Origin of the sequence: Paraburkholderia acidicola, from assembly GCF_002362315.1 — a bacterium.
Taxonomy (GTDB): domain Bacteria; phylum Pseudomonadota; class Gammaproteobacteria; order Burkholderiales; family Burkholderiaceae; genus Paraburkholderia; species Paraburkholderia acidicola.
Genome location: NZ_MTZV01000006.1, coordinates 2306621 through 2330788, shown reverse-complemented (window position 1 = coordinate 2330788; position 24168 = coordinate 2306621). Strand labels below are relative to the sequence as shown.

General features: G+C 60.7%; 18 protein-coding genes, 1 pseudogene and 1 riboswitch. Of the genes and pseudogenes, 8 read left to right on the top strand and 11 right to left on the bottom strand.

Going from position 1 to position 24168, the window contains the following annotated elements; genetic code table 11:
- Window positions 1–17: 17 nt before the first annotated feature.
- The 10 genes and pseudogenes from flgG to BWP39_RS28950 form a co-directional block, all read right to left on the bottom strand.
- Window positions 18–821: a flagellar basal-body rod protein FlgG gene (gene flgG / locus BWP39_RS29000; protein WP_096725630.1), complete on the bottom strand. Its 804-nt coding sequence runs from the start codon at window positions 819–821 to the stop codon at window positions 18–20.
- A gap of 42 nt (window positions 822–863) precedes the next feature.
- A complete protein-coding gene (locus tag BWP39_RS28995; protein WP_096725629.1) occupies window positions 864–1670 on the bottom strand; it encodes a flagellar hook-basal body protein in 807 nt (268 codons plus the stop codon).
- A gap of 48 nt (window positions 1671–1718) precedes the next feature.
- Window positions 1719–3788 (bottom strand): flagellar biosynthesis protein FlhA, encoded by a 2070-nt coding sequence (gene flhA, locus BWP39_RS28990; protein WP_096725628.1) that lies wholly within the window; start codon window positions 3786–3788, stop codon window positions 1719–1721.
- A complete protein-coding gene (locus BWP39_RS28985; protein WP_207557169.1) occupies window positions 3785–4939 on the bottom strand; it encodes an EscU/YscU/HrcU family type III secretion system export apparatus switch protein in 1155 nt (384 codons plus the stop codon). Before BWP39_RS28985 ends, flhA begins: the two co-directional genes overlap by 4 nt.
- Window positions 4882–5706: a flagellar biosynthetic protein FliR gene (locus BWP39_RS28980; protein WP_207557168.1), complete on the bottom strand. Its 825-nt coding sequence runs from the start codon at window positions 5704–5706 to the stop codon at window positions 4882–4884. Before BWP39_RS28980 ends, BWP39_RS28985 begins: the two co-directional genes overlap by 58 nt.
- Window positions 5707–5719: 13 nt before the next feature.
- Window positions 5720–5986: a flagellar biosynthetic protein FliQ gene (locus tag BWP39_RS28975; protein WP_096725625.1), complete on the bottom strand. Its 267-nt coding sequence runs from the start codon at window positions 5984–5986 to the stop codon at window positions 5720–5722.
- 481 nt (window positions 5987–6467) lie between these two features.
- Window positions 6468–7404, bottom strand: a pseudogene (locus BWP39_RS28965) (IS5 family transposase).
- A 95-nt stretch (window positions 7405–7499) separates the two neighbouring features.
- Window positions 7500–8468 (bottom strand): ATP-grasp domain-containing protein, encoded by a 969-nt coding sequence (locus BWP39_RS31655; RefSeq protein WP_133116965.1) that lies wholly within the window; start codon window positions 8466–8468, stop codon window positions 7500–7502.
- Between the two features lie 16 nt (window positions 8469–8484).
- On the bottom strand, window positions 8485–10731 hold the full coding sequence (locus BWP39_RS28955; protein ID WP_096725622.1) for a YcaO-like family protein: 2247 nt from the start codon (window positions 10729–10731) through the stop codon (window positions 8485–8487).
- 291 nt (window positions 10732–11022) lie between these two features.
- Complete coding sequence (locus tag BWP39_RS28950; RefSeq protein ID WP_096725621.1) at window positions 11023–12234, bottom strand: alpha/beta hydrolase family protein; 1212 nt, start codon at window positions 12232–12234, stop codon at window positions 11023–11025.
- Between the two features lie 259 nt (window positions 12235–12493).
- Between BWP39_RS28950 and BWP39_RS28945 the strand changes: the two genes are divergently transcribed.
- A complete protein-coding gene (locus BWP39_RS28945) occupies window positions 12494–13144 on the top strand; it encodes a helix-turn-helix domain-containing protein (RefSeq protein ID WP_096725620.1) in 651 nt (216 codons plus the stop codon).
- A gap of 87 nt (window positions 13145–13231) precedes the next feature.
- Here the strand turns inward: BWP39_RS28945 and BWP39_RS28940 are convergent, their stop codons facing one another.
- Window positions 13232–13744: a DUF1097 domain-containing protein gene (locus BWP39_RS28940; protein WP_096725619.1), complete on the bottom strand. Its 513-nt coding sequence runs from the start codon at window positions 13742–13744 to the stop codon at window positions 13232–13234.
- Between the two features lie 324 nt (window positions 13745–14068).
- Window positions 14069–14188, top strand: a riboswitch (guanidine-I (ykkC/yxkD leader).
- Window positions 14189–14245: 57 nt separating this feature from the next.
- Here BWP39_RS28940 and BWP39_RS28935 point away from each other — a divergent pair.
- The 7 genes from BWP39_RS28935 (at window position 14246) to atzF (ending at window position 24100) form a co-directional block, all read left to right on the top strand.
- Window positions 14246–15319: a putative urea ABC transporter substrate-binding protein gene (locus BWP39_RS28935; RefSeq protein ID WP_207557167.1), complete on the top strand. Its 1074-nt coding sequence runs from the start codon at window positions 14246–14248 to the stop codon at window positions 15317–15319.
- A 47-nt stretch (window positions 15320–15366) separates the two neighbouring features.
- Window positions 15367–16179: an ABC transporter permease gene (locus BWP39_RS28930; protein WP_096725617.1), complete on the top strand. Its 813-nt coding sequence runs from the start codon at window positions 15367–15369 to the stop codon at window positions 16177–16179.
- Window positions 16179–16946 (top strand): ABC transporter ATP-binding protein, encoded by a 768-nt coding sequence (locus BWP39_RS28925; protein WP_096726239.1) that lies wholly within the window; start codon window positions 16179–16181, stop codon window positions 16944–16946. The genes BWP39_RS28930 and BWP39_RS28925 overlap by 1 nt, the downstream gene beginning before the upstream one ends.
- 31 nt (window positions 16947–16977) lie before the next feature.
- Window positions 16978–17691 carry an urea amidolyase associated protein UAAP1 gene (locus tag BWP39_RS28920; RefSeq protein WP_170043913.1) on the top strand — a complete coding sequence of 238 codons (714 nt, stop codon included), beginning with the start codon at window positions 16978–16980 and terminating at the stop codon, window positions 17689–17691.
- Between the two features lie 12 nt (window positions 17692–17703).
- On the top strand, window positions 17704–18351 hold the full coding sequence (locus BWP39_RS28915) for an urea amidolyase associated protein UAAP2 (RefSeq protein ID WP_096725616.1): 648 nt from the start codon (window positions 17704–17706) through the stop codon (window positions 18349–18351).
- 198 nt (window positions 18352–18549) lie between these two features.
- Complete coding sequence (gene uca / locus BWP39_RS28910) at window positions 18550–22203, top strand: urea carboxylase (RefSeq protein WP_096725615.1); 3654 nt, start codon at window positions 18550–18552, stop codon at window positions 22201–22203.
- Between the two features lie 85 nt (window positions 22204–22288).
- Window positions 22289–24100 (top strand): allophanate hydrolase, encoded by a 1812-nt coding sequence (gene atzF / locus BWP39_RS28905; protein ID WP_096725614.1) that lies wholly within the window; start codon window positions 22289–22291, stop codon window positions 24098–24100.
- Window positions 24101–24168 lie beyond the last annotated feature (68 nt).

Here is a 24168-nt window from a genome sequence, read left to right as displayed (position 1 = left end):
ATGACTCATGCTCAACGTCATTTGCGCAGGTTGTTGATCATGCCCAACATGTCGTCGGACGCCTGCACGACCTTGACGTTCGCCTCGTAAGCACGCTGGGCGATCATCAGGTTCACCATTTCATCGGTCATCTTGACGTTGGACCCTTCGAGAAAACCCTGCGCGAGCGTGCCGATGCCGTCCTGTCCGGCCTTCGCTGCAATGGCTTCGCCGGACCCGTCGGTGGAGCGGTACAGGTTGTCGCCCTGCGCGGACAATCCGCCTGGATTCGCAAAGCGCACCATTTCCAGCTGGCCTATGACGACCGGCGACGATTGATTCGGCACCGTGACCGCAACATGGCCCTGACTGTCGATCGTGAGACTCGATGCATGCGCGGGCACGGTGATGCCGGGCTTCAACGCGTAACCGGACTGGGTAACGAGCATGCCGTCGGTATTCACCTTGAGCGTGCCGCCACGCGTGAATGCGCGCGAACCGTCCGGCATCGTCACTTCGAGGAAACCGTCGCCCTGAATCGCGACATCGAACGCAGACCCGGTCTTGAGCATGTCGCCTGTGTCGAACATCTTCGCCACGCTGGCAATACCAACGCCCGCGCCCGACTGCGGGACCCCGGCCAGCGGCCCGACACTGCCGACGTCGCCATCCAGATCGGCGGGCAATGCCTGAGCGCTGTCGAGCATCATCAGGTCGGTGAAGCTCACGCCGCCCTTCTTGAATGCCGGCGTGTTGGCGTTTGCGAGGTTGTTGGCAATCGTGTTGACGGCAAGCTGCTGGGCTTGCATGCCCGTAGCGCCGATGGACAAAGCATCAAGCATGGTCTGCGATCCTCTTTAGCGTGATGATTCGATCACTCGATTTCATGACAGGTCACCCAGTTTTTGCAGCGACAGGCCGAGCATTTCGTCGTACCCCTGGGCGATCTTCTGCATCGATTCGAAGTGCCGCATGGTCCGCATCAGCTCCATCATTTCCTGCATGGAGTCGACGTTGGCGTTTTCGAGTGCACCCTGGCGAATCTGGACACTCCCCTCTGCGACGGCGGTCGCGCGATCGTTACCGCTCATCAGCCCGTTACCCAAAGAAGACAATTTCTCTGGGTGCTCGAACTGGACGATTCTCAGTTGTGCAACCGGCGTGCCTCGCGGCGGCGCATTCGGTCCAGCCATCGTGTCCGGTTCCGTGATGGCGCCTTGCGTGTCGATCGACGGCGTCTGGGTCGTCAGATAGATGTCACCGCCCTTACCCATGACGGGATACCCTTGCGCGGTCACGAGATGTCCTTGTCCGTCGAGGCGGAAATTGCCCTGCCGCGTGTAAGCGGGACCGGAGGGCGTGGATACCTCGAAGAAGCCGTCGCCTGTCAACGCAAGATCGAGCGGCTCGCCGGTCATCTTGATCGTGCCGGGGCGCATATCGTGGCGAACCTGTAGCGCGCCGGGTGCCTGCGCGCCGTTATCGACCAGTACGCCACTCGCCATCGCGTCGTGCGGGTTGCCTGCGGCCGTTCCGAGCAAGGCATCCACCACATCGACAAAAGGTTGAACCGCAACCGCCTCGCGCTTGTAGCCTGGGGTGGAAACGTTGGCGAGATTCAACGCAACATGATTCAGGCGCGTCATATCCTGATGCATGCTGGCAAGCGTGACGGCATAGGCGTCAGCCATGGCGGTACTCCCTGTTGCGGATAAGTGGATGAAGCGTGGCGATGTTGCTCATAGCGCAACCACTCCCCAGGATTTGAGTTCGATGCTTTGTGGAATCTCGGTCATCGATAGCACTCGCAGATGCGGCATGATCCGCTCCGACAACGCACGGATGTGGCGACGCAGTTCCGGCGAACACAACAACACAGGCAGCAGGTTGCTCTTCATCATGCGTTCGGCCTGCTGCACCAGCCTGGCGATGAACTGTTCGACGAGCTTCGGCTCGAGCACGAAGGGCTGCGGTGTGCCGGTCGCGCTGCGCGCGACCTGGACACTTTGCAGAAACTGGTTTTCGATGACTGGATCGAGCGTCATGACATGCAGTGCCGCGGCGTCGCCAAGCAGGCCCTGACAGATGGCATGTCCCAGCCGGTGACGCACCAGTTCCGTCAAGTGGGCGGCGTCCTTGCTTTGCCGGCCTGCATCGGCAAGCGTTTCCAGAATGGCGCCGATATTGCGGATCGAGACTTTCTCGGCCAGCAGGTTTTGCAGCACCTTCTGCACATCGCTTACGGACAGGATCGTGGGAATCAGCTCCTCGACCAGTCCCGGTTGCGACTGCCGCACCGTGCCGAGCAACTTGTCGGTTTCGGTGCGCGTCAGCAGGGTGGCCGACTCGCGGCGCAATACTTCAGTCAGGTGAGTCAGCAGCACGGTGGGCGGGTCCACCAGGGTGAACTTGGCGGCAAGTGCCGCCTCGCGCTGCGACTCCTCGATCCATACCGCAGGCAAACCATAGGTCGGTTCGCGTGTAGCCTCGCCGCGAATCGAGCTGGCATCGCCAGTTGGATGAATTGCAAGAATGCGGTCTACGCGCGACTCGCCCTTCGCACGCAGCACACCGTCGATGACGATCTCATAGCGATCCGCGCCCAACCGGGCGACATCGCGGAACCGTACCTTCGGCAGGACAATGCCGAATTCTTGCGCATGCTGTTTGCGAAACGTACTGATGCGCTCCATAAACAGGCTACCTGCCGGCGTGACGAGCGGTACCCAATGGCGGCCGATATTGATCTCGATCGGCTCGATCGGCAGCAGCGCATAAGGGTCATCCTGTGCAGGCGCCTCCGGCTCCTGCGCGATACCGGATTCACCCTGCTCGACCTTCCCGGTTGAATCGGCCTTTGCCGCCGCACGATATGCAAACCACGCGACGCCGAGCACACCAGCCTCGAGCACGAGCGCAGGCAAGGCGGGGATGCCAGGTAACAGCAACACGCCACCCAACGCGCCCGCGACCAGCAGGAGTGTCTTGGGGAAGGACGTGATCTGACGTAAAACCTCGGTGCTCAGATTGGAGTCGGACGCCGAACGGGTCACGATAATGCCGGTGCCGACAGCAATGACCAGTGCCGGCACCTGGGTCACGATGCCATCTCCGATCGTGAGCAACGTGAAGGTCTGAAGCGCCTGCCCCCAAGGCATCCCCTGCTGCATCACACCGATCACCAGACCGCCGACGATATCGATCAGCATGATGATGATACCGGCAATGGCATCGCCTTTGACGAACTTGCTCGCGCCGTCCATCGCACCGTAGAAGGCGGCTTCCTTTTCGATATTCTTGCGGCGCCTCTGGGCCTCGACCTGATCGATGAAACCCATGTTGAGGTCGGCATCGATACTCATCTGCTGACCGGGCATGCTATCGAGCGTGAAACGCGCGGCGACCTCCGAAACCCGCTGGGCACCGCTTGTCACGACCACGTACTGCACGACGATCAGGATCAGGAACACGATGAGACCGATCACATAGTTCCCACCGACGACAAACGCGCCGATCGCCGCGATCACCCTGCCTGCATCTCCATCCGACAGGATCAGACGCGTGGCGGCCACATTCAGCGCGAGCCGGAACAGCGTCGTAATCAGCAATAGCGACGGAAATGTCGAAAATTCGACTGGCCGCGCCATATAAAACGTCAGCAGCAGCACGAGGAACGCAAAGCTGAAGTTGGTCAGGATCAGCAGATCGAGCAGCCCTGGCGGGATCGGTGCGAAAAGTACGCCAAGCACCCCGAGCACCAGCACGACCAGGGCGATGTCGCTGTGCCGTCCGAAGAAAGCCCGCATCATGCCGGTGCTCCCTGCTGCGAGGCCGTGCCGCGTCGACGTGCATCGCGCATCGCGAACACCCAGACGATGATGCGCGCCACCTGTGCATACAGCTCCGGCGGAACAGACTGATCGACATGCAGATCGTGAAACAGCCGGCGCGCCAATGGCGGATTCTGAACGACGGGAATGTTATGACGGGCCGCCACCTTGCGCATGGCGGCCGCGAGCACGCCAGCGCCTTTCGCAACCAGTTGGGGAGATTCCATCTGCCCATGAACGTAACGTAACGCCACCGCTACGTGCGTCGGATTCGTTATCAACACATCGGCATGCTGCGTGTTTTGTACGGCGCGACTTCGTTTGAGCATCTCTCGCCGCAGCTCGCGTAGCCGGGAGCGAATGCGCGGATCCCCTTCTCGTTGCCTGAATTCGTCCTTGAGCTCGCGCTTGCTCATGCGCATGTTCTTCGCGAACTCTCGCCGGGTATAAAGCATGTCCAGCAGCGCGACGAATCCAAGCATCAACGCCATTTTCAGACCAAGCGATGCGAAGTCGTCCAATAGCGTCCGCAAGATACCGAGCGCAGACAGACCGGCTAGATAGTAAAACTGCGGCAGCACGCTTTTTAGCGCGAACCAGGCAACGGCCGAGAGCAGTCCCAGCTTCAAACACGCTCGCACGCCGTTGAACAACACTCGCAACGTGAACAGCTTCTTGAAACCACTGACCGGATTGATACGACTCCAGTCCGGTTTGATCGGGTCTGCCGAGAAGATCAACCCGGTTTGCATCAGGTTGCCGACAATCGCGGCCAGCATCAGCGTAATCAGAAACGGCAACGCCATCGTCATGGTCGACAGCAGGAGCCGGCCAACCAGATCGCCAAGCGCGGTCGAACTGGTCAGTTGTCCCGCCTGGGACAGCAAGACCCTGTCGATGCGAAATTGCGCCTGCCATACCGTCCAACCCTGACTGGCAAGAAAAAGCATGGCCGTCGTAAAGACGACGGCAGACACAACGTCCGGACTCTTCGAAACCTGGCCGCGCTTGCGCGCCTGCTGAAGTTTGTACGGCGTAGCCGCTTCGTTGCGATCCAGATCCTGTTCCGCCATTACGCCCCCCGCGCCGTGGGGCGGTGCATCGCCGACGCGCTGAATATCGCGTCCCACGTCCGGAAAATCGACGCGTAGGCAGTACTCATCGTGTTGCCCATTCCGCCAAACCAGAGCGATAACGCAATCAGGCCGGCAGTAATTTTCACAGGTACGCCGAGTACCAGCATGTTTATCTGCGGCAGATTGCGCGCCACGACGCCTAGCATCAGATCGATCAGCAGAATGCAGAACACCACCGGTGCGGCAAGTGCGAACCCCAGGCTAAACAACCCCGCCACCTGCTTCGCTACCGGCGCGAATGCCGCATCGACGGACCACTCGCCGCCAAGCGGAAACCGCTCGAGGCTATAGGCAAATCCACGCAATAACGCGTGATGTGCATCGACAAGAAAGAATGCGACCAGTGCGATCTGATTGAATGCGGACGTCAGGATCGACGACTGGGTGTTGGCGACGGGATCGAATACCTGGGCTATGCCAAAGCCGATCTGGATGTCCAGCAGGCTGCCCGCAATCGAAAAGGCGCCGAACGCCAGCAGGATGCCGAGCCCGAGCGTCGCGCCCAGGGCAAGCTCGGCGGCGGCGGCCTGGATCAACAGGCCCGGGTGATCGATCAGCGAACCGGCGACATCATGCGAAAGCGCGCTCTGCGACAGGCCGGAACACATGCACGCTATGGCGATGACGATGAGCACTCGCACCGTCGGCGGCACGCTCGATGCCGCCAGTACGGGCGTCATCAAGAGCGTGGCGCCCACGCGTAGTGAAAGTAGTCCGACCGCCAGAAGCCAGCCGAGATCTAAAGAGAGCAGATTCTGCACGGGACAATCGCGGTCAGAACATGGAAGGAATGCTGGACCACAACCGGGTTGAATACTGCATGAGCTCACGCAGCATCCAGCCACCCAGAACAATGAGCGTAATTCCCGCGACAAGTAGTTTTGGCACAAAGGTCAGCGACATTTCTTGTATTTGTGTCACGACCTGCAAGATGCTGACTAATAGACCCACCAGCATCGTCAACCCTAAAACGGGCGCGCAAACGATAAAACCCGTCCAGAGCAGGTTGCTCATCATTCTTAGAGCTAGATCGAGATGCATGAGATTCCCCGGGCCGTGCGGTATTACTTTGGTCTGTTTGTAATTTCTGACGCGGTCGAGCGCATGAACTACTGCATGCGTGCCGCATTTACTTTCGGGACGAAGTCTAGCAGTAATAATTCGTTATATTCAAGCGGGGATTTTACAAATGTGCCAAAGCTGGAGAGGGGGTTCTACACGGCCAGGTCTGGGTTGTAGTTGAGGGTTGCAGTCAAGCCGCCGGAGTAAGCCATGGAATTAATAGGGGAACCATCTGTGACAAAATCCCATGTATCGCGCGCTCCGTTGTTAATACTCTTGGCGCGCCTTCATGAAGTTAAATCCTCAGCTAGGGAAGGTCTGCAAAACCCGCTTTCGGCGCGTTGATGGTTTGCAATCCAAGTTGTGTACGCGCTCGAAACACGCTGCATATTGAGCGTCATGCTTTTCAGCGGTAGCAACTCGCGTTTGCCGAGGTCCATGGTTGCTGTGCAGGCCTGTTTCAGGCATTGAGCAATGCTTTGCGCACCATCCACAGATTGCCCAGCGTAAACAGCGTCGTGATCTGGGCGGTGTTCTTCATCAAGCCTCGGTATCGTGTCTTTGTGTAGCCAAACTGTTGCTTGAGGATGCGGAATGGACGCTCAACCTTGGCGCCGATGCCAGCCTTCAGACGTTCGATTTCATCGTATATCGCCTCCAGCCGGTCGCTCAGGTCCAGTTCCCTGCGCTTGCCTGGTTTCATCGCGACATGCCAGTGCCGTGCATCAGACCCGCACCGCCTTTCGATTCCCTGATAGCCAGCGTCAGGATAGATATCCGTTTCTGCACCATGCAACAATGCCTGGGCTGCATTGATGTCGTGAGATCACCGTGTGCACCAGTCCCGATTGCGCGTCCACGCCAATATGCACTTTCATTCCGAAGTACCAATGATTGACTTTCTTCACCTGGTGCATTTCCGGGACCCGGGTCCCGGAAGCGTTCTGCGTCGAAGTGCGCGCCGAAATCAATGTGGCGTCAACCACCGAACCGGCTTTGAGCATCAGATCTTTCTCACCTAGGATCTCATTGACCGGTGCGAGCATCTGCACAGCCAGACCGTGAGTTTCGAGCAGGTAACGAAACCGAAGAATCGTGCTCTCGTCAGGCAATCGCGTCATGCCACCGTCCAAACCCGCAAAGTCTCGATAGAGCGGCGCGTCATACAACGCCTCGTCCATCGCCGGGTCCGACAGGCCAAACCACTGCTGCATGAAATGGATCTGCAGCATTGTGGCAACCGGAAAGAGCAGCCGTCCCGTTTTACCCTTCGGATAATGCGGCTCAATCACGGCAATCAGCTTCGACCACGGCATCACGCGCCTCATCTCTTCGAGGAATTCCTGCTTGCGCGTACGTTTCGTTGACAGATCCAGATCGAGACCTCGTTGCGTCATCAAACCGCTCCTTGAATTCTCCCGCTCACACGATAGTCCATACGCTCTTCAATACCAGGACTTTTGCAGACCTTCCGTAGACGACTAATCGCACGTTAGTACGTTGAGACCCCAAACAAATCATCAAGCATCGCCGTATAGCTACCCGGATGCACCATCGGGTGGCTATTCATCTCCAGCAGCCACAAATGATTATCAGCATCGGCAACGGCATCAACGGTAAAGATCGTGTGTCTTCGTGTTTCCAAAGGCATGCCTTGCAGCAGCGAATTGCCGATCTGATGTAACTGCGCCCGCTGAATATCCGTCGCCGATGGGAGAACATTGCGGTCGTCGCTCGTCAGGCGATCAAAACGCGTCACGTATTTGAATTCGAGCTGAACCCGTTGCCCGGTTGGGGGAATGCTGTCCGGGGTGAGTTGTTGCCATGCGAGTATGTCCGACGCCTGTTCATCGATTGAATAAGCGACGTCGAAACTACCTCGAGTAGTCGCACCGATCTCGCGCAGCGACCGCACACCGTCACCCACGACGAACGGCGCAGGCAGACGTTCCATGGCAGCCGGCCGGCCGCTCCAGTACCAGATCTTGACGCTGTCGCCGACGATGAAGTGCTCGAAGTATTCGTTCGGCGACAACGAGACGAATTGAGCCTCACGGCTACCGGCTCGATAAGGTCCGTGTATACCTTGCCCGAATGAGCCTCGCTGCCCCTTGACGATGAAGTCATTGCTCTGCGGCACGGTGTCGAGAGAATAACCAGGAGTCGGTAAGCCAGCCTGTTCACAATAGCTCTTGAACGTGAGCTTGTCGGACGCGAGGGGCCATCGTTTGAGCTCATAGGGCAGCCAGCCTACAAAGCCGCCATCGTCAGGAAAGTGCGTCGTATAGGCTAATCCTGCCTGGGTTCCTATGACGAATCGGGGAATGAAGGTTACGGTGCGACCTCGACACGTCACCCGAAGCTGAAATGTCCCGACGTCCAGAAAGAGCTCCCCCTCATGCTGGCGCGCCCATCTGCGAATCGTTGCAAGGTGGCTGACTGGCTGGAACAGGAAAAACATCACAAAGCCTTTTCATTCATGGAAAAGGATGCGGAAACCGCGCCGCCCGCTTCCGGTACGTGTCCATGCCAAGCGGCAGGCGCAATGTGCCAAACGCTACGGGAATCAAACCGGGAACGATCACTCTGCCCGAAACGAGGGTGTGCCCCGTCAGCGTCTGCGGCGCATCGGAAAGACTCAGATCGACCCACAGGGGATCGAGTCCACGCGCAGCCAGGTCGGCATACACAGTGAACATATCCGGCGACTGCCGCTGCACAATGTCGTGGAATGCAATCCGTGCACCCGTTTCGAGGAGCGCATCGGCCCGTCTGTAGTAACGCTTCAGGGCGTAGAGGTCGGCGTGATGAGCCGGCGTCGTCACCTCGGCGGGACGAACACGCTCTCCCTTGAATCCGACGAGACGGGCATTGGCACCTGTCTCGGCTTCGGATAGCGCAGAATGCAGCGCCCGCTCGGCAGCCAGCCCCGCTGCCGCACCTACCGAAGTGAAGTGCTTCTCGTCGTGTTGAACAACCACCATCCATACAGGTTGCACAGCAAGATCAAGGAGTTGCAGGCTGACCCTGCATCCCCGCGAGCGCAGTTGCTCGACACGCTGTTGAAATGGCAATGGCAAGGATTCGATTGCAACTTCTTCACCACCTCGCTGGGCAAACCAGTGACGCATGAATGCATCGCGCTCGATCACCTCAAACAGCGCAGAGTGCTGTGCCATTTCGAGGCTCGAACCGCTTGCGCAACCCGACGAACTGCAATCGGTGAGGCACTGTTCCAGGTACGACGCGGGAAGCGCCTTCGGATGAAGCACGCATTCGGCGGGGACCCATTGATGACTGCCATTGGCGAGATGGGTCGCCTCGAGCCAGAGATACGGCTTGCGAGGATCAAAAGGCTTGAATGGAAAATCGGCGTACCGGTATTGCAATGCGCGATAGCCCGCAATCTTGCGGGGGTCGCACACATTGTTCAACTCGTCCCAGCGCGCGCTGCGCAATTCTCGTGGTTGACGATATGCATGGCGCTCCACTGTCTCAGCTAAAGCTTTGTCATATGCGTGCCAGGCGTTTGCATCGCGCCCCCAGCTAAAAGATGAGTCGGCTTCGCCGTCGTGACCTTTGATTCTTGCCATACCTAGATGAAACGGCAACCCGGAGATCTCGTCATTCCACAGGAACTCGATGCGTGATGAGATATCGGACCCATCTTCGCCTTGCCCGGCATGCGGTCGTGCGGCGGCGTCGCCCGTTTCGGGCAGTGACCCAAATACACCCGCTATGAGGACCTGACACGCTTCGGGCAGACGGCAATGCGCAGCCATGCGGGAATAGTCCAAGCCTCCCAGTGCGCGCCAGCCCAGCTTCTGTTCGATGGCCGATAGCGCAATGTTCTGAATGATCTGCCCTGCTTCCAGCATCGCAAACGGGTAACTGCGATTACCATATTTGAGCGTACCAGGCAGAAGCGCCCCGCTAATGACAATCATCCCAACCGCCTGACGAAGCAAGTGAGGGTGGTAAATCAGACTCGGCACCGAATCATGTTCGTCGTGTTCATGCTGCAGATAAACCCCGCCATCAGAATCGAATCGGACCAGATAGGTACCGGGAGCGATGCTATCGACGCCTCTGAGCAAGATGAGGTGCAGCGTCAACGGATAGAACCCCCCCGCCGATGCAACGCTGCGACGGTCGGATTCTTCATGCAGCCCATAGGCTGAATGCAGGAGTCTGGATAGATCCACCCGGTCCGGCGTCCGGACACCGAAGATCGTCGCGGATCGTCTTTGGGCAATGAGAGACGACAGCGCAGACGGTTCGCGCGGCGGTAGTTTGATCGCCTTGGTATCGATCGACGCGCGATGAGGCAACGGCTGCGCAGCATTGCGCCACATGATCTCGTCAGCGGGTTGTCCCATCCGGTCGGGATGCTGGGTTTCCCGCACAGCGTGCAGCAGCAAGGTAGGGACATCGATGAGCACACCGGCGGCAAGCAGATCTTCGACAAACTGAATGAAGTACCGATCACCCCATTGTGCCAAACACGCTTGCTCGATTTGAGCAAGCGTCATGTCCCCCTGACACCAGACGGTCAGCTTAGCCAGGTAGTGACGGGGAGCGCGTAGTTCGATCTTTTCGCCCGCCAGACGCATCGACAGGGTGTTCCCTTTGATCCAGGCCGGCGCGGCCAGTATCGGGAAAACACGTTCCGGGTCTGTTAGTCCTTGCGTGACGGGATCCGTCGCCGCTTCTGTCTGCATCATTGGTAAGGTCACCGCATAGCCCCGGCGTTTTCTTTAGCACAAGCACACATTGCCTTTAGTGCTGAGTTCTTAGGAAACCCTCTCTTCAATCCGGATATATTCATTCTGATCGGCACTACCCCGTTGTGACGACGAATACTACCTTATGGGAAAACACGCGACAACGGAGGGGCTTAAAGCACCCTCCGGTTTGCAAGACGAAGTCGCTGCGATGTCTGGACGAGAGGCGAATCGCTAAGGATGACAATCAGATTTGAAGCACCAGGTCACCTTCTCTCCACCCTGGTCTGCTCAAGCAAGTGCCGACAACCGCGCACGCACAGCACCCTGATCGATACCCAGCTTCCCAGCCAGCCAGTCGCAGATAAACTCCTGACCCAGAGTCGGATTGTCGATCTGACAATGCGCGGCCCCTGTTTCAGCAGGATCGAACAGCTTGAGTTCAGCATCGACGCCACGCGCCCTGGCGTAATCGTAGGTATCGGTTGCTGTTTTTAGTCCAAGCCAGTCTTCCGTGCCCTGCAACACCAGATAAGGCATGTCGATCCTGTTGATCACCCCTTCCAGCTTGAACGCCTTCGCTCTTTCGACCACCTCTTCAGCCGTCGCGCAACCGAACACCCATTTCAGGTGACGCCAGATCAGTCGTTCCGGCGTCACGAGCCAGCCCTCGAACAACGACGACATATCGAACATGACGGAGTCGGACACAACCGCCACGAGCCGCCTCTCAAAGGACGCCGCGAGTGCCGCGTACACACCGCCAACGCTCGCACCATAGAGCGCGATTTTTGCAGGGTCGACGTCGGAGCGCGTCAGCAGATAATCGATGCACGCGCCAACCGGCACATGGGTATCCGGACGATTGACGATCTTCTGACGGCGCAGCGTCCCACCCTGGCCCGGCATGTCCACGAGCAGCAGCGACATGCCGCGCGTCAGCGCATGCTTGGGCATCTCGTGCAACAGTTCGTCCTTGTACTCGTCGAGGCCGCCAAACGCGATCACGACAGGCGAGCGAACGCTGCTGTCCGTGCAGGGCAGAAAGTAGGCATCGAGATGCGCGCCGTTTTCGTACGGAATCGCCACGACTTCTCCCGCCGGATGCAGCCCGGCAAGATAGTGGTGCGAGCAACGTTCGACGCTGTCGAACGTGTCGATACGTCGCGGGTCGTCGTGCGCCAGATAGAACTCCGACGACCGGTAATAGTTCGAGGCGCGCAGCCAGTTGCTAGAAGCCGTCCGAAAACGTCCGCGCGCGAACGCATCTTCGGCACGCCACTCGCTTTTCTTCGCGAACACCTGCCACTCGCGATACCAGCTCTCGGTGTCGCCGGGCGTCATGCGCGATGCGGCTGCGAAGCACTCGCTGATCAAGCTCGCCCCCTCCTGCGCGCCGCCGAGCGTACGGGCGAACTGGAAGCTCAGTTCGGGCTCTCCGGGCCACTGGACCCAGCCTTCCTTCTGATAGCGGCCAGATGAAGCTTGCGATGGTGTCGACATGAGGTCCTTCCTTTTACATATATGTAAAAATTCGGACGTGCGAGAACCTGGCCGATGTGAAGACGGTGGCCATGAACGACGCCCGAGGTCGAGCAGTCAATCTGCTCCTGCCGGCAAGTCTAGCCAACTTCTCTCGCCCTTGCATGCAATTCACAATTTCTCTTATATATACTTGTTTTAAAACAGAATTATTGTTACATATACGTAAATTCAAAGCGTCTTGACAGTCTGATTGAGCCGCCATGCAAGGAAGCCCCCGATGAACAGAAAGTCACGTGCCACGTCGATTCTCGCGGCCCTTCCCCCGCAGACCGCGAAGAAACCGTCAGCGCGCATTCCGCCGGAAGAGATTGGCCAGCGCCTCAGGCAGTTGCGCCAATCCAGAGATCTCTCGCTGTCCGATGCGAGTCGCCTGACGGGCGTGCCGGAAGCCACGCTATCGCGGATCGAAACGAGCAAGATGTCACCGACGTTCGGCATGCTCTTCAAGATCGTCGAAGGGCTCGGCTTCGACTGGCAGGACATGCTCGCCAAGCCGCCGAGAGCGCCGTCGGCCGTTAGCGTGTCGCGCCTCGACGAGATTGCTTTTACGCGTCTCGCCGATATCCCCTACAGCTATGCGCTGTTGCATCAGGGGAATACCGGAGGGCTCAGGCCGCTGCGAATGCGCGTCCACGCGACGAGCGTCGAGGAGGCCGGTGGACTTGCCGGCCATGCCGGCATGGAATTCTGTTACGTGCTCTCGGGCACGCTGGCAGTGAGCTTCGAGGGAAAAGAACCGGTCACGCTGACGGCTGGAGAAAGCGCGCTTTTCAGCAGTGCCATGCCGCATGCGTACACCACGCCGCGGCCCGACGATACGGAGATTCTCATCGTGCTGGCGAATCGGGATTCGACGGTTCGCTTTTGATTTCCTGCGTCGATGCCGAGACGTCTTTCGAAGTGCGTGGGCCGAAGATCGAGCGATGCAAGAGCACGCGGCCATCGGGAATTCCGATCATGTTGTTTGCTGAACACTGCCAGTCGCGCGAAGCATCCACCGCGGAGCGAAATGCGACACCCAGCCCGCAGTCGATCCAATGGCCCCCGCGGCCGCCAGTTGCACCACGTTCTCGATCGACGGTGCGAGTTCCGACGCAAACCAGGTGACGAGCCCAAGGAAGTAAGCCAGCAGGTTGTTCATCACCGGCATGCCGCGAATCCCGACGACAACGATCGCCACCGCGAACACAACGATCGGCAACGCCACGCCAACACCGAGCGTCGGCGCCAGCATGCCGATGCCCGTGGCAGCCAGGGTACCGATCGAAATGCCTAGCCAGACGCAGCCCAGGTTTTCGACCGTGGACCGGGTGGTCAGCCCGCGCGAGAAAAATGCGATCCAGCCCATGAACATGGCCCAGACGGGGAGCGACAGCGCAAGGGCCGTAGCGGAGGCGATGGCAGCCGAAACGGCGGCGATCACGGTAATCAGGACGTAGCCCTGACGGGAAGTACGAGGATGGTTCATAAGAGGCTCCGGTTAATCAGGTAGGGCCGACGTCCTCAATCAATCAACGACGGTGAAAGCATTCTGTACGATTCATTTTCTACAATCATCGGCCAAATATTGCTTTTACTATTCCATTTACATTAACAAAAGCAGAAGCTCGTCGGCAAACTTCCGCACTCCAGGCGGGCACTCACGCACCGCTTGAACGCAAACCGAGCCTCATCCGCGTGCATCGCACGCCACACGAAGACTCATCGATACGGCATACCGCGCATGGCACGCTTATCGCTTGAATGCTTCGCAGGAGCCGGTAGCAGCATCCGGTTTAGTAGTCACAATCTGGCAATGGACGACTAGGGTTCCGGTTCGCATCGAGGTCATCGACATGACCGCATGCGGATGCTGGTCCGAGAGTTGTCGACCTCAGGCGAGGTTACACGGCGGGATAAAAGCCCGGGAGAGAACGCGATGCGTCGCGCCGCTCCTGCCGTCGATAACCGCCCCTGCGAGGTCAACCTCATGCGCAAGCTCCGCCTGTTCGCTGTCGCCGCCTTACTCTCCGCTCTCTCTCTTTCCGCCGCCACTCCGTCGTTCGCTGCTGGACGCAAGGACTTCAAGGTCTGCTGGACCATCTACGCCGGCTGGATGCCGTGGGGTTATGCCAAGACCCAGGGCATCGTGTCGAAGTGGGCGAAGAAGTACGGCATCACCGTCGATGTCGTCCAGCTGAACGACTACATCGAATCGATCAACCAGTACACCGCGGGCAAGTTCGACGGCTGCGCGATGACCAACATGGACGCGCTGACCATCCCGGCCACCGGTGGTGTCGACACGACGGCGCTGATCGTCAGCGATTATTCGAACGGCAACGACGGCGTGCTCATCAAAGGCAACGGCAAGAAGCTCACCGACCTGAAAGGCCAGTCGATCAATCTCGTCGAGCTGTCGGTGTCGCACTATCTGCTCGCACGCGGCCTTGAAACCGTCGGCATGAGCGAGCGCGATATCAAGGTGGTCAATACGTCCGATGCCGATATCTCCGCCGCATTCGCTACGCCATCCGTTCACAACGCCGTGACGTGGAACCCGATGCTCGCGCAATTGAAGGCGCAACCCAACGTCACCGAAGTGTTCGATTCGAGCCGCATTCCCGGCGAGATCATGGACATGATGGCCGTCAACACGAAGACGCTTCAGGACAACCCCGCGCTCGGCAAGGCACTGACCGGCGCCTGGTTCGAGATGATGCAACTGATGCACGGCGACAGCGCCGACAGTCGCGCAGCGTTGACTGCGATGGCAAAAGCGTCGGGCACCGATCTCGCGGGCTACAAGGCGCAACTCTCGACCACCGCGCTCTTCTACACGCCGCAACAGGCGCTCGACTTCGCGACCAGCCCGAACCTGCCGAAGATCATGACGCGTGTCGCACAATTCTCTTTCGATCACGGTCTGCTCGGCCAGGGCGCGGCCGATGCCGGTGCGGTCGGCATGGCGTTCGACAAGGGCGTCGTGATCGGCAGCAAGAGCAATGTGAAGCTGCGCTTCGATCCGGCGTATGTGCGCATGGCCGCGGAAGGCAAGCTCTAGCAGCCGCCCGACCTGACCCAACTGCAATCCGTTCCGAGGAGAGTCCCATGCGGCTCATCAACCGACACCCGAGCCGCAGCGGCGCGCTGATGCTACTGCTGTTGCCGTTCGTGCTGCTGATTGCGGTGTACTTCACCGGTTCGGCACTGCGGCTGCAGGCCAACCCCGACGACAAACTGCTGCCGGGTGCCACGCAGATGGGCACAGCGATACACGAGTTCGCGTTCACCGAGGACAAGCGCACCGGTGAATACCTGCTCTGGCAGGACACCGCGTCGAGCATGCGGCGACTCGCGATCGGTCTCGTCGCGAGCGCGGCACTCGCACTCGTGTTCGGCATCTTTACGGGCACGCTACCGCTCGCTGGCGCGACGCTCACGCCGTTCATCACCGTGATCTCGATGATTCCGCCGCTCGCGGTACTACCGATCCTGTTCATCGTGTTCGGTCTCGACGAGTTGTCGAAGGTCGTGCTGATCGTGATCGGCATCACGCCGATGATGATTCGCGATCTGCAGCAGCGCACGCGCGAGATTCCCGAGGAGCTTTGGGTGAAGGCGCAAACGCTCGGTGCGACCAGCTGGACGCTGATCCTGCGCGTGATCGTGCCGCAGTTGCTGCCGCGGCTCCTCGTCGCAGTGCGGCTTGCGTTGTGCTCGGCATGGCTCTTTCTGATCGCCGCCGAAGCAATCGCGTCGACCGATGGTCTCGGCTACCGGATCTTCCTCGTGCGCCGTTACCTCGCGATGGACGTCATCCTGCCGTACGTCATGTGGATCACGCTGCTCGCGTGGCTGATCGACGAAGCGCTGCGCCGTGTCACGCAATGGGCGTTCCCCTGGTACGGCGGAGCGCGCTGATGATCGAGATCCGCAACGTCTGGAAAGAGTACGGCGACCAGGTCGTGCTCGAACGTGTGAACCTGCGCATCGAGGACGGCGAGTTCTGCTCGATGGTCGGCGCGTCGGGCTGTGGCAAGTCGACCTTCCTGCGGCTGCTGCTCGGTCAGGAGCGGCCTACGCGCGGCACTATCCTGCTAGATGGTGCGCCGTTACCGGCGGAACCGGACGCGCATCGTGGTGTGGTGTTTCAGCGTTACTCGGTGTTTCCGCACCTGAGCGTGCTGCGCAACGTGCTGCTTGGTCTCGAACTGCCGCACGCGCGCTTCGCCGGGCGACTGTTCGGCGCACGCTGGCGGCTCGCGCGAGACGAAGCGGTTGCCATGCTCACACGCGTCGGTCTCGCCGATGCACTCGACAAATATCCGCATCAGTTGTCGGGGGGTATGCAGCAGCGCCTTGCGCTCGCCCAGGCACTTGTGATGAAACCGCGTGTGCTGTTGCTCGACGAGCCGTTCGGCGCGCTCGATCCCGGTATCCGACGCGACATGCACGAACTGCTGCTGAAGCTGTGGCACGAAACCGGCCTGACGATCTTCATGGTCACGCACGACCTGAAGGAAGGCTTCACGCTCGGCAGCCGGATGCTCGTCTTCGACAAGGTGCGCGTCGACCCGCAGGCGCCCGGCGCCTATGGCGCGCGCATCACCTACAACATTCCGTTAGAGCGCAACCGCGACGCGCAGCACGGTCTCGCCGCAGCGATGCCGCACGCCCTTGCGCTCTGACGAGTTCATCAAAGAACCCGACATGAATGACATGAACATCTCTTCCATATTGTTCAAAGAAACCGTGCCCGGTGGCGGTCACACCTCGCTGATCGTCAAACGCGGACAACTGCTGCGTATCACCGATCTGCGCGGCGGCGCGAACGTCAGCCTGCTGCTCTTCAACGCAGCGGAAAAAAGCGAACGCCTGAACCTCCCGGACACGCTCAAATGCCAGCACACGGCAAAGCTCACGAAGGGCCATTGCCTGTACTCGGACATGGGCCGCGTGCTCGCGGCGATCGTCGCCGATACCTGCGGCTGGCACGACAGCCTGGGCGGTGTTTCGGATGCGCGCGAAGTACACGAGCGCTATGGCGCGGGACGTTATCAGGAGTTGCGCAATGCGTTCTTTCGCAACGGCGCCGACAACCTGCTCGTCGAACTCGGCAAATGGGGACTCGGTCTCGCCGATCTGTTGATGACGCTGAACCTGTTCAGCCGCGTCGATGCAAATGAAGCCGGTGCGCTTGACTTCGTGCCCGGCAATTCGCATGCGGGTGACCATATCGATCTGTATGCACCGATGAACACGCTGGTCGTACTCACCGCGATCCAGCATCCGCTCGATCCTCATCCCGAGTACGCACCGAAGCCGGTCAAGCTGACGCTCATCGCAGCGGACCCGCAGGTCGCGGACATCTGCCGGACCTCGTGCGACGAAAACGCACGCGGCTTTGCCAACACCGAGCGGTTTTTTCTCTAAGCGGAGCGCGCCATGACGACCCCCACCCTGCTTACCGCCAGCACGCGCGATCCTGCGGATGCCGTGTATCGCGAAGTCCTCGCCGCCGGCGAGCCGTGGCTGAAGGAACTGAAGGCCGGCCAGACGTTGCGCATTCACGATCTTGAAGGCAATCAGGCTGTCGATACGCTGTTCTACAGTGCCACCGATCCGCGTGAGCGCTACGATCCGCAGCGCACGTTGCGCCGCCAGCAGAGCCTCTATCTGACCACCGGCACCGTGCTGTATTCGAATCTCGGCAACCCGCTGCTGACCATCGTCGCGGATACCTGCGGGCGGCACGACACGCTCGGTGGCGCGTGCGCGCAGGAGAGCAACACCGTGCGTTACGCACCCGAAAAGCGCTATATGCACAGCTGCCGCGATAACTACCTGCGCGCGTGCGCGCACGACGGCCGTCTGTCGAAGCGAGATCTCGGTGCGAACATCAACTTCTTCATGAACGTACCCGTCACCGCGACCGGCGGTCTGACGTTCGAAGACGGCATCTCCGCGCCCGGAAAATACGTCGAACTGCGCGCCGAGCAGGACGTGATCGTGCTGATCTCGAACTGCCCGCAACTGAACAACCCGTGCAACGCCTACAACCCCACGCCCGCGGAGCTGTTGATATGGAACTGAAGACCTTGCGCCTCTGGCTGTTCGAGATGCTGCGCGTGCGCGCGGAGCGTTATGGGCTTGCACGCAGCGGACCGCGCGAGCCGCATGTGCCGCCCCGGCGCTAAGCGGCAGCGCTAGCTTCCGGATACGTGCCGCGGACGACCGCGGCTCGCATACCAACGTGGCGGGACGGCCCGCCCACGCATTGAACACCTTCTCATGTTCGATACCGTTCTCATCGCTAACCGCGGCGCGATCGCGTGCCGCATCCTGCGCACGCTGCGCGAACTCGATGTCACTGGCGTCGCTGTGTATAGCGAAGCCGACCGCGCAAGCCGTCACGTGAGTCTCGCGGACTCGGCTCATAGCCTCGGCGATGGCGCAGCCAGCGCCACCTATCTCGACGTCGAACGCATCCTGCAGATTGCGCGTGCCGAACACGTGCAGGCGATTCATCCCGGCTACGGCTTCCTGTCGGAAAACGCGGCGTTCGCGCAGGCATGCGAAGCGGCCGGCATCGCGTTCATCGGGCCGACGCCTGAACAGCTTCGCGCGTTCGGCCTGAAGCACACCGCGCGCGCGATCGCCGCCGCTGAACAGATCCCGATGCTCGAAGGCACGGGCCTGCTCGACGATCTCGACGCGGCGCTCACCGCAGCGGCGCGCATCGACTTTCCGGTCATGCTGAAAAGCACGGCCGGTGGCGGCGGCATCGGTATGCGCGTGTGTCGTTCGGCGGAAGAACTCGCTGCGCAGTTCGACGTCGTCAAGCGCCTTGGGCAAAACAACTTCAGCGATGCGGGCGTGTTCCTCGAGAAATACATCGAGAAAGCCCGGCACCTCGAAGTGCAGATTTTCGGCGACGGCAATGGGGCTGCGCTCGCACTCGGTGTGCGCGACTGCTCAGTGCAGCGGCGCAACCAGAAGGTGCTCGAAGAAACACCCGCGCCGAACCTGCCCGACGGTGTCGCGGAAGCGCTGTGTGCCGCTGCAATCCGTCTCGCACAGGCGGTCAGCTATCGCTCGGCCGGTACCGTCGAGTTCGTCTACGACAGCGACGCCGCACGCTTCTATTTTCTCGAAGTGAACACGCGTCTACAGGTCGAGCACGGTGTAACCGAACAGGTGTGGGGCGTCGACCTCGTGCGCTGGATGATCGAACTTGCGGCGGGCACGCTTGCGCCGCTCGACGAACTCGCAAAGCGTTTGCACCCGTCAGGTCATGCGATCCAGGCCCGGCTCTATGCGGAAGATCCAGGCCGCGACTTCAAACCGTGCCCGGGTCTGCTCACCGAGGTTTCGTTTCCTTCCGCCGATGGCCGCGCGCTGCGTATCGACACGTGGATCGAAGCGGGCTGCGAAGTGCCGCCGTGGTTCGATCCGATGCTGGCGAAGCTGATTGCGTGGTCGCCGACTCGTGACGATGCACACCATACGCTCGACGCTGCGCTTGCCGAGACGCGCATCTACGGTGTCGAAACGAATCGCGCCTACTTGCGGCAAATTCTTGCCGACACACCATTCGCGAGCGGCGCACCGTGGACTCGTTGCCTCGAAGGTTTGCGTTATCGGGCCGCGACCGTCGAAGTCCTCACCGGCGGCACGCAAACGACTGTGCAGGATTACCCGGGCCGGCTCGGCTACTGGGCGGTCGGTATCCCGCCATCGGGTCCGATGGACGATCGCTCGCTGCGCCTCGGCAACCGGCTGCTCGACAACGGCAGCGACGCGGCCGCGCTCGAAATCACGATGAACGGACCGACGCTGCGCTTCAATACCGACGCAGTGATCGCGGTGACCGGTGCCGCGCTCGCCGTGACGCTCGATGGCGTCGACCAACCGATGCACACCGCGCTCTTCGTCGCCGCCGGCTCGACGCTCACGCTCGGCGCGATCCGTGGCGCGGGCGCGCGTGCGTATCTGTGCGTGTGCGGTGGCCTCGACGTTGCGCGCTATCTCGGCAGTCGCAGCACATTTACGCTCGGTCAGTTCGGTGGTCACGGTGGTCGTGCGCTACGTGCGGGCGATGTGCTGCATCTTCAGTCGCTCGCCGACCGCAGCACGGGTGCGGCATTGCCTCATACGCTCACACCGCAACTCGAAGCGGTGCGCACCGTGCGCGTGATCTACGGACCGCACGGCGCACCCGAATACTTCAGCACGCGATACATCGAACAGTTCCTCGCCACCGAATGGGAGATCCATTTCAACTCAAGCCGCACCGGCGTGCGGCTGATCGGCCCGAAGCCTGAGTGGACTCGCGCGGACGGTGGCGAAGCCGGACTGCATCCGTCGAACATTCACGACAATCCGTATGCGGTCGGCGCAATCGATTTCACTGGCGACATGCCTGTGATCCTCGGTCCGGACGGCCCGAGCCTGGGCGGCTTCGTGTGTCCGGTGACGATCATCGAAGCCGATCTGTGGCAGATCGGTCAGTTGAAGGCCGGCGACAAGGTGCGCTTCGTACCTGTCGATATCGCTACCGCACGCGAGGCTGCAGCCGCTCGCGTGCGCGAAGCGGCGCAGCTCGACGCACAGGCCTATGCGTACGCATCCGCGTTGCCGCCGCTATCGATCGCTTCCGGCGACCAGGCGCAACCTGTGTCATCTCTCGCGTCGCCGATCGTGCTCGACATCGGTCAGGCCGAGGAGCGCCTCGTTGCGCGGCTGTCAGGCGACACGCATCTATTGCTCGAAATCGGTCCCGCGGAACTCGACATCGCGCTGCGTTTTCGCGGCCACGCGTTGATGCAGGCGCTCGAAGCGTGCGCGTTGCCGGGCGTGATCGATCTCACGCCTGGTATCCGTTCGCTGCAGATTCACTACCGGCCGGAACAGCTTCCGCTCGCGACATTGCTCGTGCATGTAGAAACACACTGGCAAGCCGTGTTGCAGCAACGCGACCTGCGTGTGCCGTCGCGAATCGTGCATCTGCCGTTGTCGTGGGACGACCCGGCCTGCCGCCTCGCGATCGACAAGTACATGACCACCGTGCGCCCCGATGCGCCGTGGTGTCCGAGCAACCTGGAGTTCATCCGCCGGATCAACGATCTCGACTCGCTCGAGGCGGTGAAGAGAATCGTCTTCGACGCACACTACCTGGTGATGGGGCTCGGCGATGTCTATCTCGGCGCGCCGGTCGCTACGCCGCTCGATCCGCGGCATCGTCTCGTCACGACGAAGTACAACCCGGCGCGCACGTGGACTGCGGAGAATTCGGTGGGTATCGGCGGTGCGTATTTGTGCGTGTACGGTATGGAAGGCCCTGGCGGCTACCAGTTCGTCGGCCGCACGCTGCAGATGTGGAACCGCTATCGCGAGATCGCGGATTTCGCGGGACGTCCGTATCTGTTGCGCTTCTTCGATCAGATCCGCTTCTACGAAGTCTCCGCCGATGAACTGCTACGCATTCGTGCGGATTTCCCGCTCGGTCGTTATCCGCTGAAAATCGAAGCGGCCGAATTGTCGCTTGCGGACTATCAGGCGTTTCTCGCGCGCGAAACCGAGGGCATTGCGCGGTTCCGCACGCGTCAGCAGGCTGCGTTCGAAGCCGAACGGCAGCGCTGGCATGAAGCGGACGTTAGCGGCGATACGTCGGCAGCGTCGGACACGGTGACTGTGGACGTAGGCGATGCGCCGTTGCGCGACGACCAGATCGCCGTCGACAGCGAGATCGCCGGCAACCTGTGGCAGGTGCACGTCGCACCCGGTGCGACGGTCGCCGCCGGCGACGTGCTGCTCGTGATTGAATCGATGAAGATGGAGATTTCCGTGGTAGCGCCGTGCGCAGGCACGATCGGCGAAATCCACGTCGCGCCCGGTTCATCGGTGCGGGCCGGACAACGCGTAGTCGTGATCGATACTGTGTGATCTGCCTGCTCGCGCCTGATGGTTCCACCTGCATCGGCGCATTGGCTGTTTACCTCTTTGTATCTCTTTCGTTTCAGGACCCGGCATGACCTCATTCGATTTGCGTTTATCCACGTTGCGCGCCGCCTATCGGGCAAAACGCACAACGCCGCGCGCTCTGATCAGCGCCCTGCGCGAACGCGCCGCTGCGCTGAACGACGAGTACCGGCTGTTTATCCATCTGCTTGACGAGGCGGCGCTGCAACCCTGGCTCGCCGCGCTCGATGCATACGATGCCGATACGCTGCCGCTCTATGGCATCCCATTCGTCATCAAGGACAACATCGATCTGTCGGATGTACCGACCACCGCTGCATGCCCCGCGTTCGCTTACACACCCGCGCGCTCCGCGACGCTCGTCGAGCAGTTGATCGCGCTCGGCGCGATCCCGCTCGGCAAGACCAATCTCGATCAGTTTGCGACTGGCCTGAACGGCACGCGCTCGCCGTACGGCAAGTGTCGCAACAGCGTGCATCCGGATTACCCGTCAGGCGGTTCGAGCGCGGGTTCGTCGCTGGCGGTTGCGCTCGGTGTCGCGAGCTTCGCGCTTGGCAGCGACACCGCGGGCTCGGGACGCGTGCCGGCGGCACTCAACAATCTGGTCGGGTTGAAAGCGACGAAGGGGCTGCTGTCGACGGCAGGTGTCGTACCGGCCTGTCGCACGCTCGATTGCGTAACGTTCTTCACGGCGACCGCGCAGGAAGCGAGCGAACTGCTTGCGCTAACCGCCCGCAAAGATACCGCCGATGCGTACAGCCGCGACAACCCGCAATGGAACGACGGCACCGCATTCGGCCAAGTGTCACGTTTTCGCTTCGGTGTGCCGCGCGTGCCGGAATTCTTCAGCTGCGTGGAGAGCCCCGCACTGTTTGCGCATGCACGAGCCGCGCTCGAAGCAAACGGCGGTGAGGCAGTCGAGATCGATTTCACACCGTTCGTCGAAGCAGCGCGACTGCTTTACGAAGGACCGTGGGTCGCGGAACGCTACAGCGTGGCCGGCGCGTTGATGGAGAAGCAGCCCGACGCGGTATTGCCTGTGATCCGCGACGTGCTCGCGAAAGCGCCGACGGCCACCGCCGTCGATGCATTCCGCGCACAGTACCGCCTGCAAGCGCTGAAACAGACCTGCGACGCCGTGCTTGCCAGTGTGGATTTCATGCTGACACCGACCATCCCGCGTGCGGTCACGCTCGCGGAACTCGAACACGATCCGGTCGGCGCGAACTCGCTGCTGGGCTACTACACGAACTTCATGAATCTGCTCGACTACGCAGCCGTCGCGTTGCCCGCCGGCTTCATGAAGAACGGCTTGCCTTGGGGCGTGACGCTCTTCGGTCGTGCCTTCACCGATCAATACCTACTCGGCGCAGCCGATGGTTTGCAACGTGCGCTGGCGTTGCCGCTCGCAGGCGGCGCGGTGCACGATACGCCGCCGCCCGCACACGCCGCGCGACATGACCGGATGCGGCTCGTGGTGTGTGGTGCGCATCTCGACGGTCTGCCTCTAAATGGGCAGTTGACGCGACGTGGTGGCAGACGACTCGAAGCGACGACGAGTGCGCCGCATTACCGGCTCTATGTGCTGGCAGGCGGACCGACAAAGCGGCCCGGGATGGCGCGCACGACGGAAGGCGGTGCAGCGATCGCGGTCGAAGTGTGGGACATGCCGAGCGCCGAGTTCGGTTCGTTTCTCGACGGCATCCCCGCGCCGCTCGCGCTGGGTAAGGTCGAACTGGTGGACGGTCGCTGGGAGACGGGCTTCGTTTGCGAAACATATGGGCTCGACGGCGCGGTCGATATCACGTCGTTTGGCGGCTGGCGGGCGTGGCTTGAGGCTCCCGAACATACTCACCGGTAGCGTGCTGCGGGATGTCACACCTGTCGGGACGGAGACGAAGTCCGATCAGGGGTAAATCCCGGCAACGC

Excerpts from the sequence above, each read along its gene's own strand:
- BWP39_RS28950 (WP_096725621.1), bottom strand. The coding sequence starts at position 12,234 with ATGTCGACACCATCGCAAGCTTCATCTGGCCGCTATCAGAAGGAAGGC.
- flgG (WP_096725630.1), bottom strand. The coding sequence starts at position 821 with ATGCTTGATGCTTTGTCCATCGGCGCTACGGGCATGCAAGCCCAGCAG.
- BWP39_RS28995 (WP_096725629.1), bottom strand. The coding sequence starts at position 1,670 with ATGGCTGACGCCTATGCCGTCACGCTTGCCAGCATGCATCAGGATATG.
- BWP39_RS28915 (WP_096725616.1), top strand. The coding sequence starts at position 17,704 with ATGACGACCCCCACCCTGCTTACCGCCAGCACGCGCGATCCTGCGGAT.
- BWP39_RS28975 (WP_096725625.1), bottom strand. The coding sequence starts at position 5,986 with ATGCATCTCGATCTAGCTCTAAGAATGATGAGCAACCTGCTCTGGACG.
- BWP39_RS28930 (WP_096725617.1), top strand. The coding sequence starts at position 15,367 with ATGCGGCTCATCAACCGACACCCGAGCCGCAGCGGCGCGCTGATGCTA.
- BWP39_RS28925 (WP_096726239.1), top strand. The coding sequence starts at position 16,179 with ATGATCGAGATCCGCAACGTCTGGAAAGAGTACGGCGACCAGGTCGTG.
- uca (WP_096725615.1), top strand. The coding sequence starts at position 18,550 with ATGTTCGATACCGTTCTCATCGCTAACCGCGGCGCGATCGCGTGCCGC.
- flhA (WP_096725628.1), bottom strand. The coding sequence starts at position 3,788 with ATGATGCGGGCTTTCTTCGGACGGCACAGCGACATCGCCCTGGTCGTG.
- BWP39_RS28945 (WP_096725620.1), top strand. The coding sequence starts at position 12,494 with ATGAACAGAAAGTCACGTGCCACGTCGATTCTCGCGGCCCTTCCCCCG.
- atzF (WP_096725614.1), top strand. The coding sequence starts at position 22,289 with ATGACCTCATTCGATTTGCGTTTATCCACGTTGCGCGCCGCCTATCGG.
- BWP39_RS28920 (WP_170043913.1), top strand. The coding sequence starts at position 16,978 with ATGAACATCTCTTCCATATTGTTCAAAGAAACCGTGCCCGGTGGCGGT.
- BWP39_RS31655 (WP_133116965.1), bottom strand. The coding sequence starts at position 8,468 with ATGTTTTTCCTGTTCCAGCCAGTCAGCCACCTTGCAACGATTCGCAGA.
- BWP39_RS28940 (WP_096725619.1), bottom strand. The coding sequence starts at position 13,744 with ATGAACCATCCTCGTACTTCCCGTCAGGGCTACGTCCTGATTACCGTG.
- BWP39_RS28955 (WP_096725622.1), bottom strand. The coding sequence starts at position 10,731 with ATGATGCAGACAGAAGCGGCGACGGATCCCGTCACGCAAGGACTAACA.
- BWP39_RS28935 (WP_207557167.1), top strand. The coding sequence starts at position 14,246 with ATGCGCAAGCTCCGCCTGTTCGCTGTCGCCGCCTTACTCTCCGCTCTC.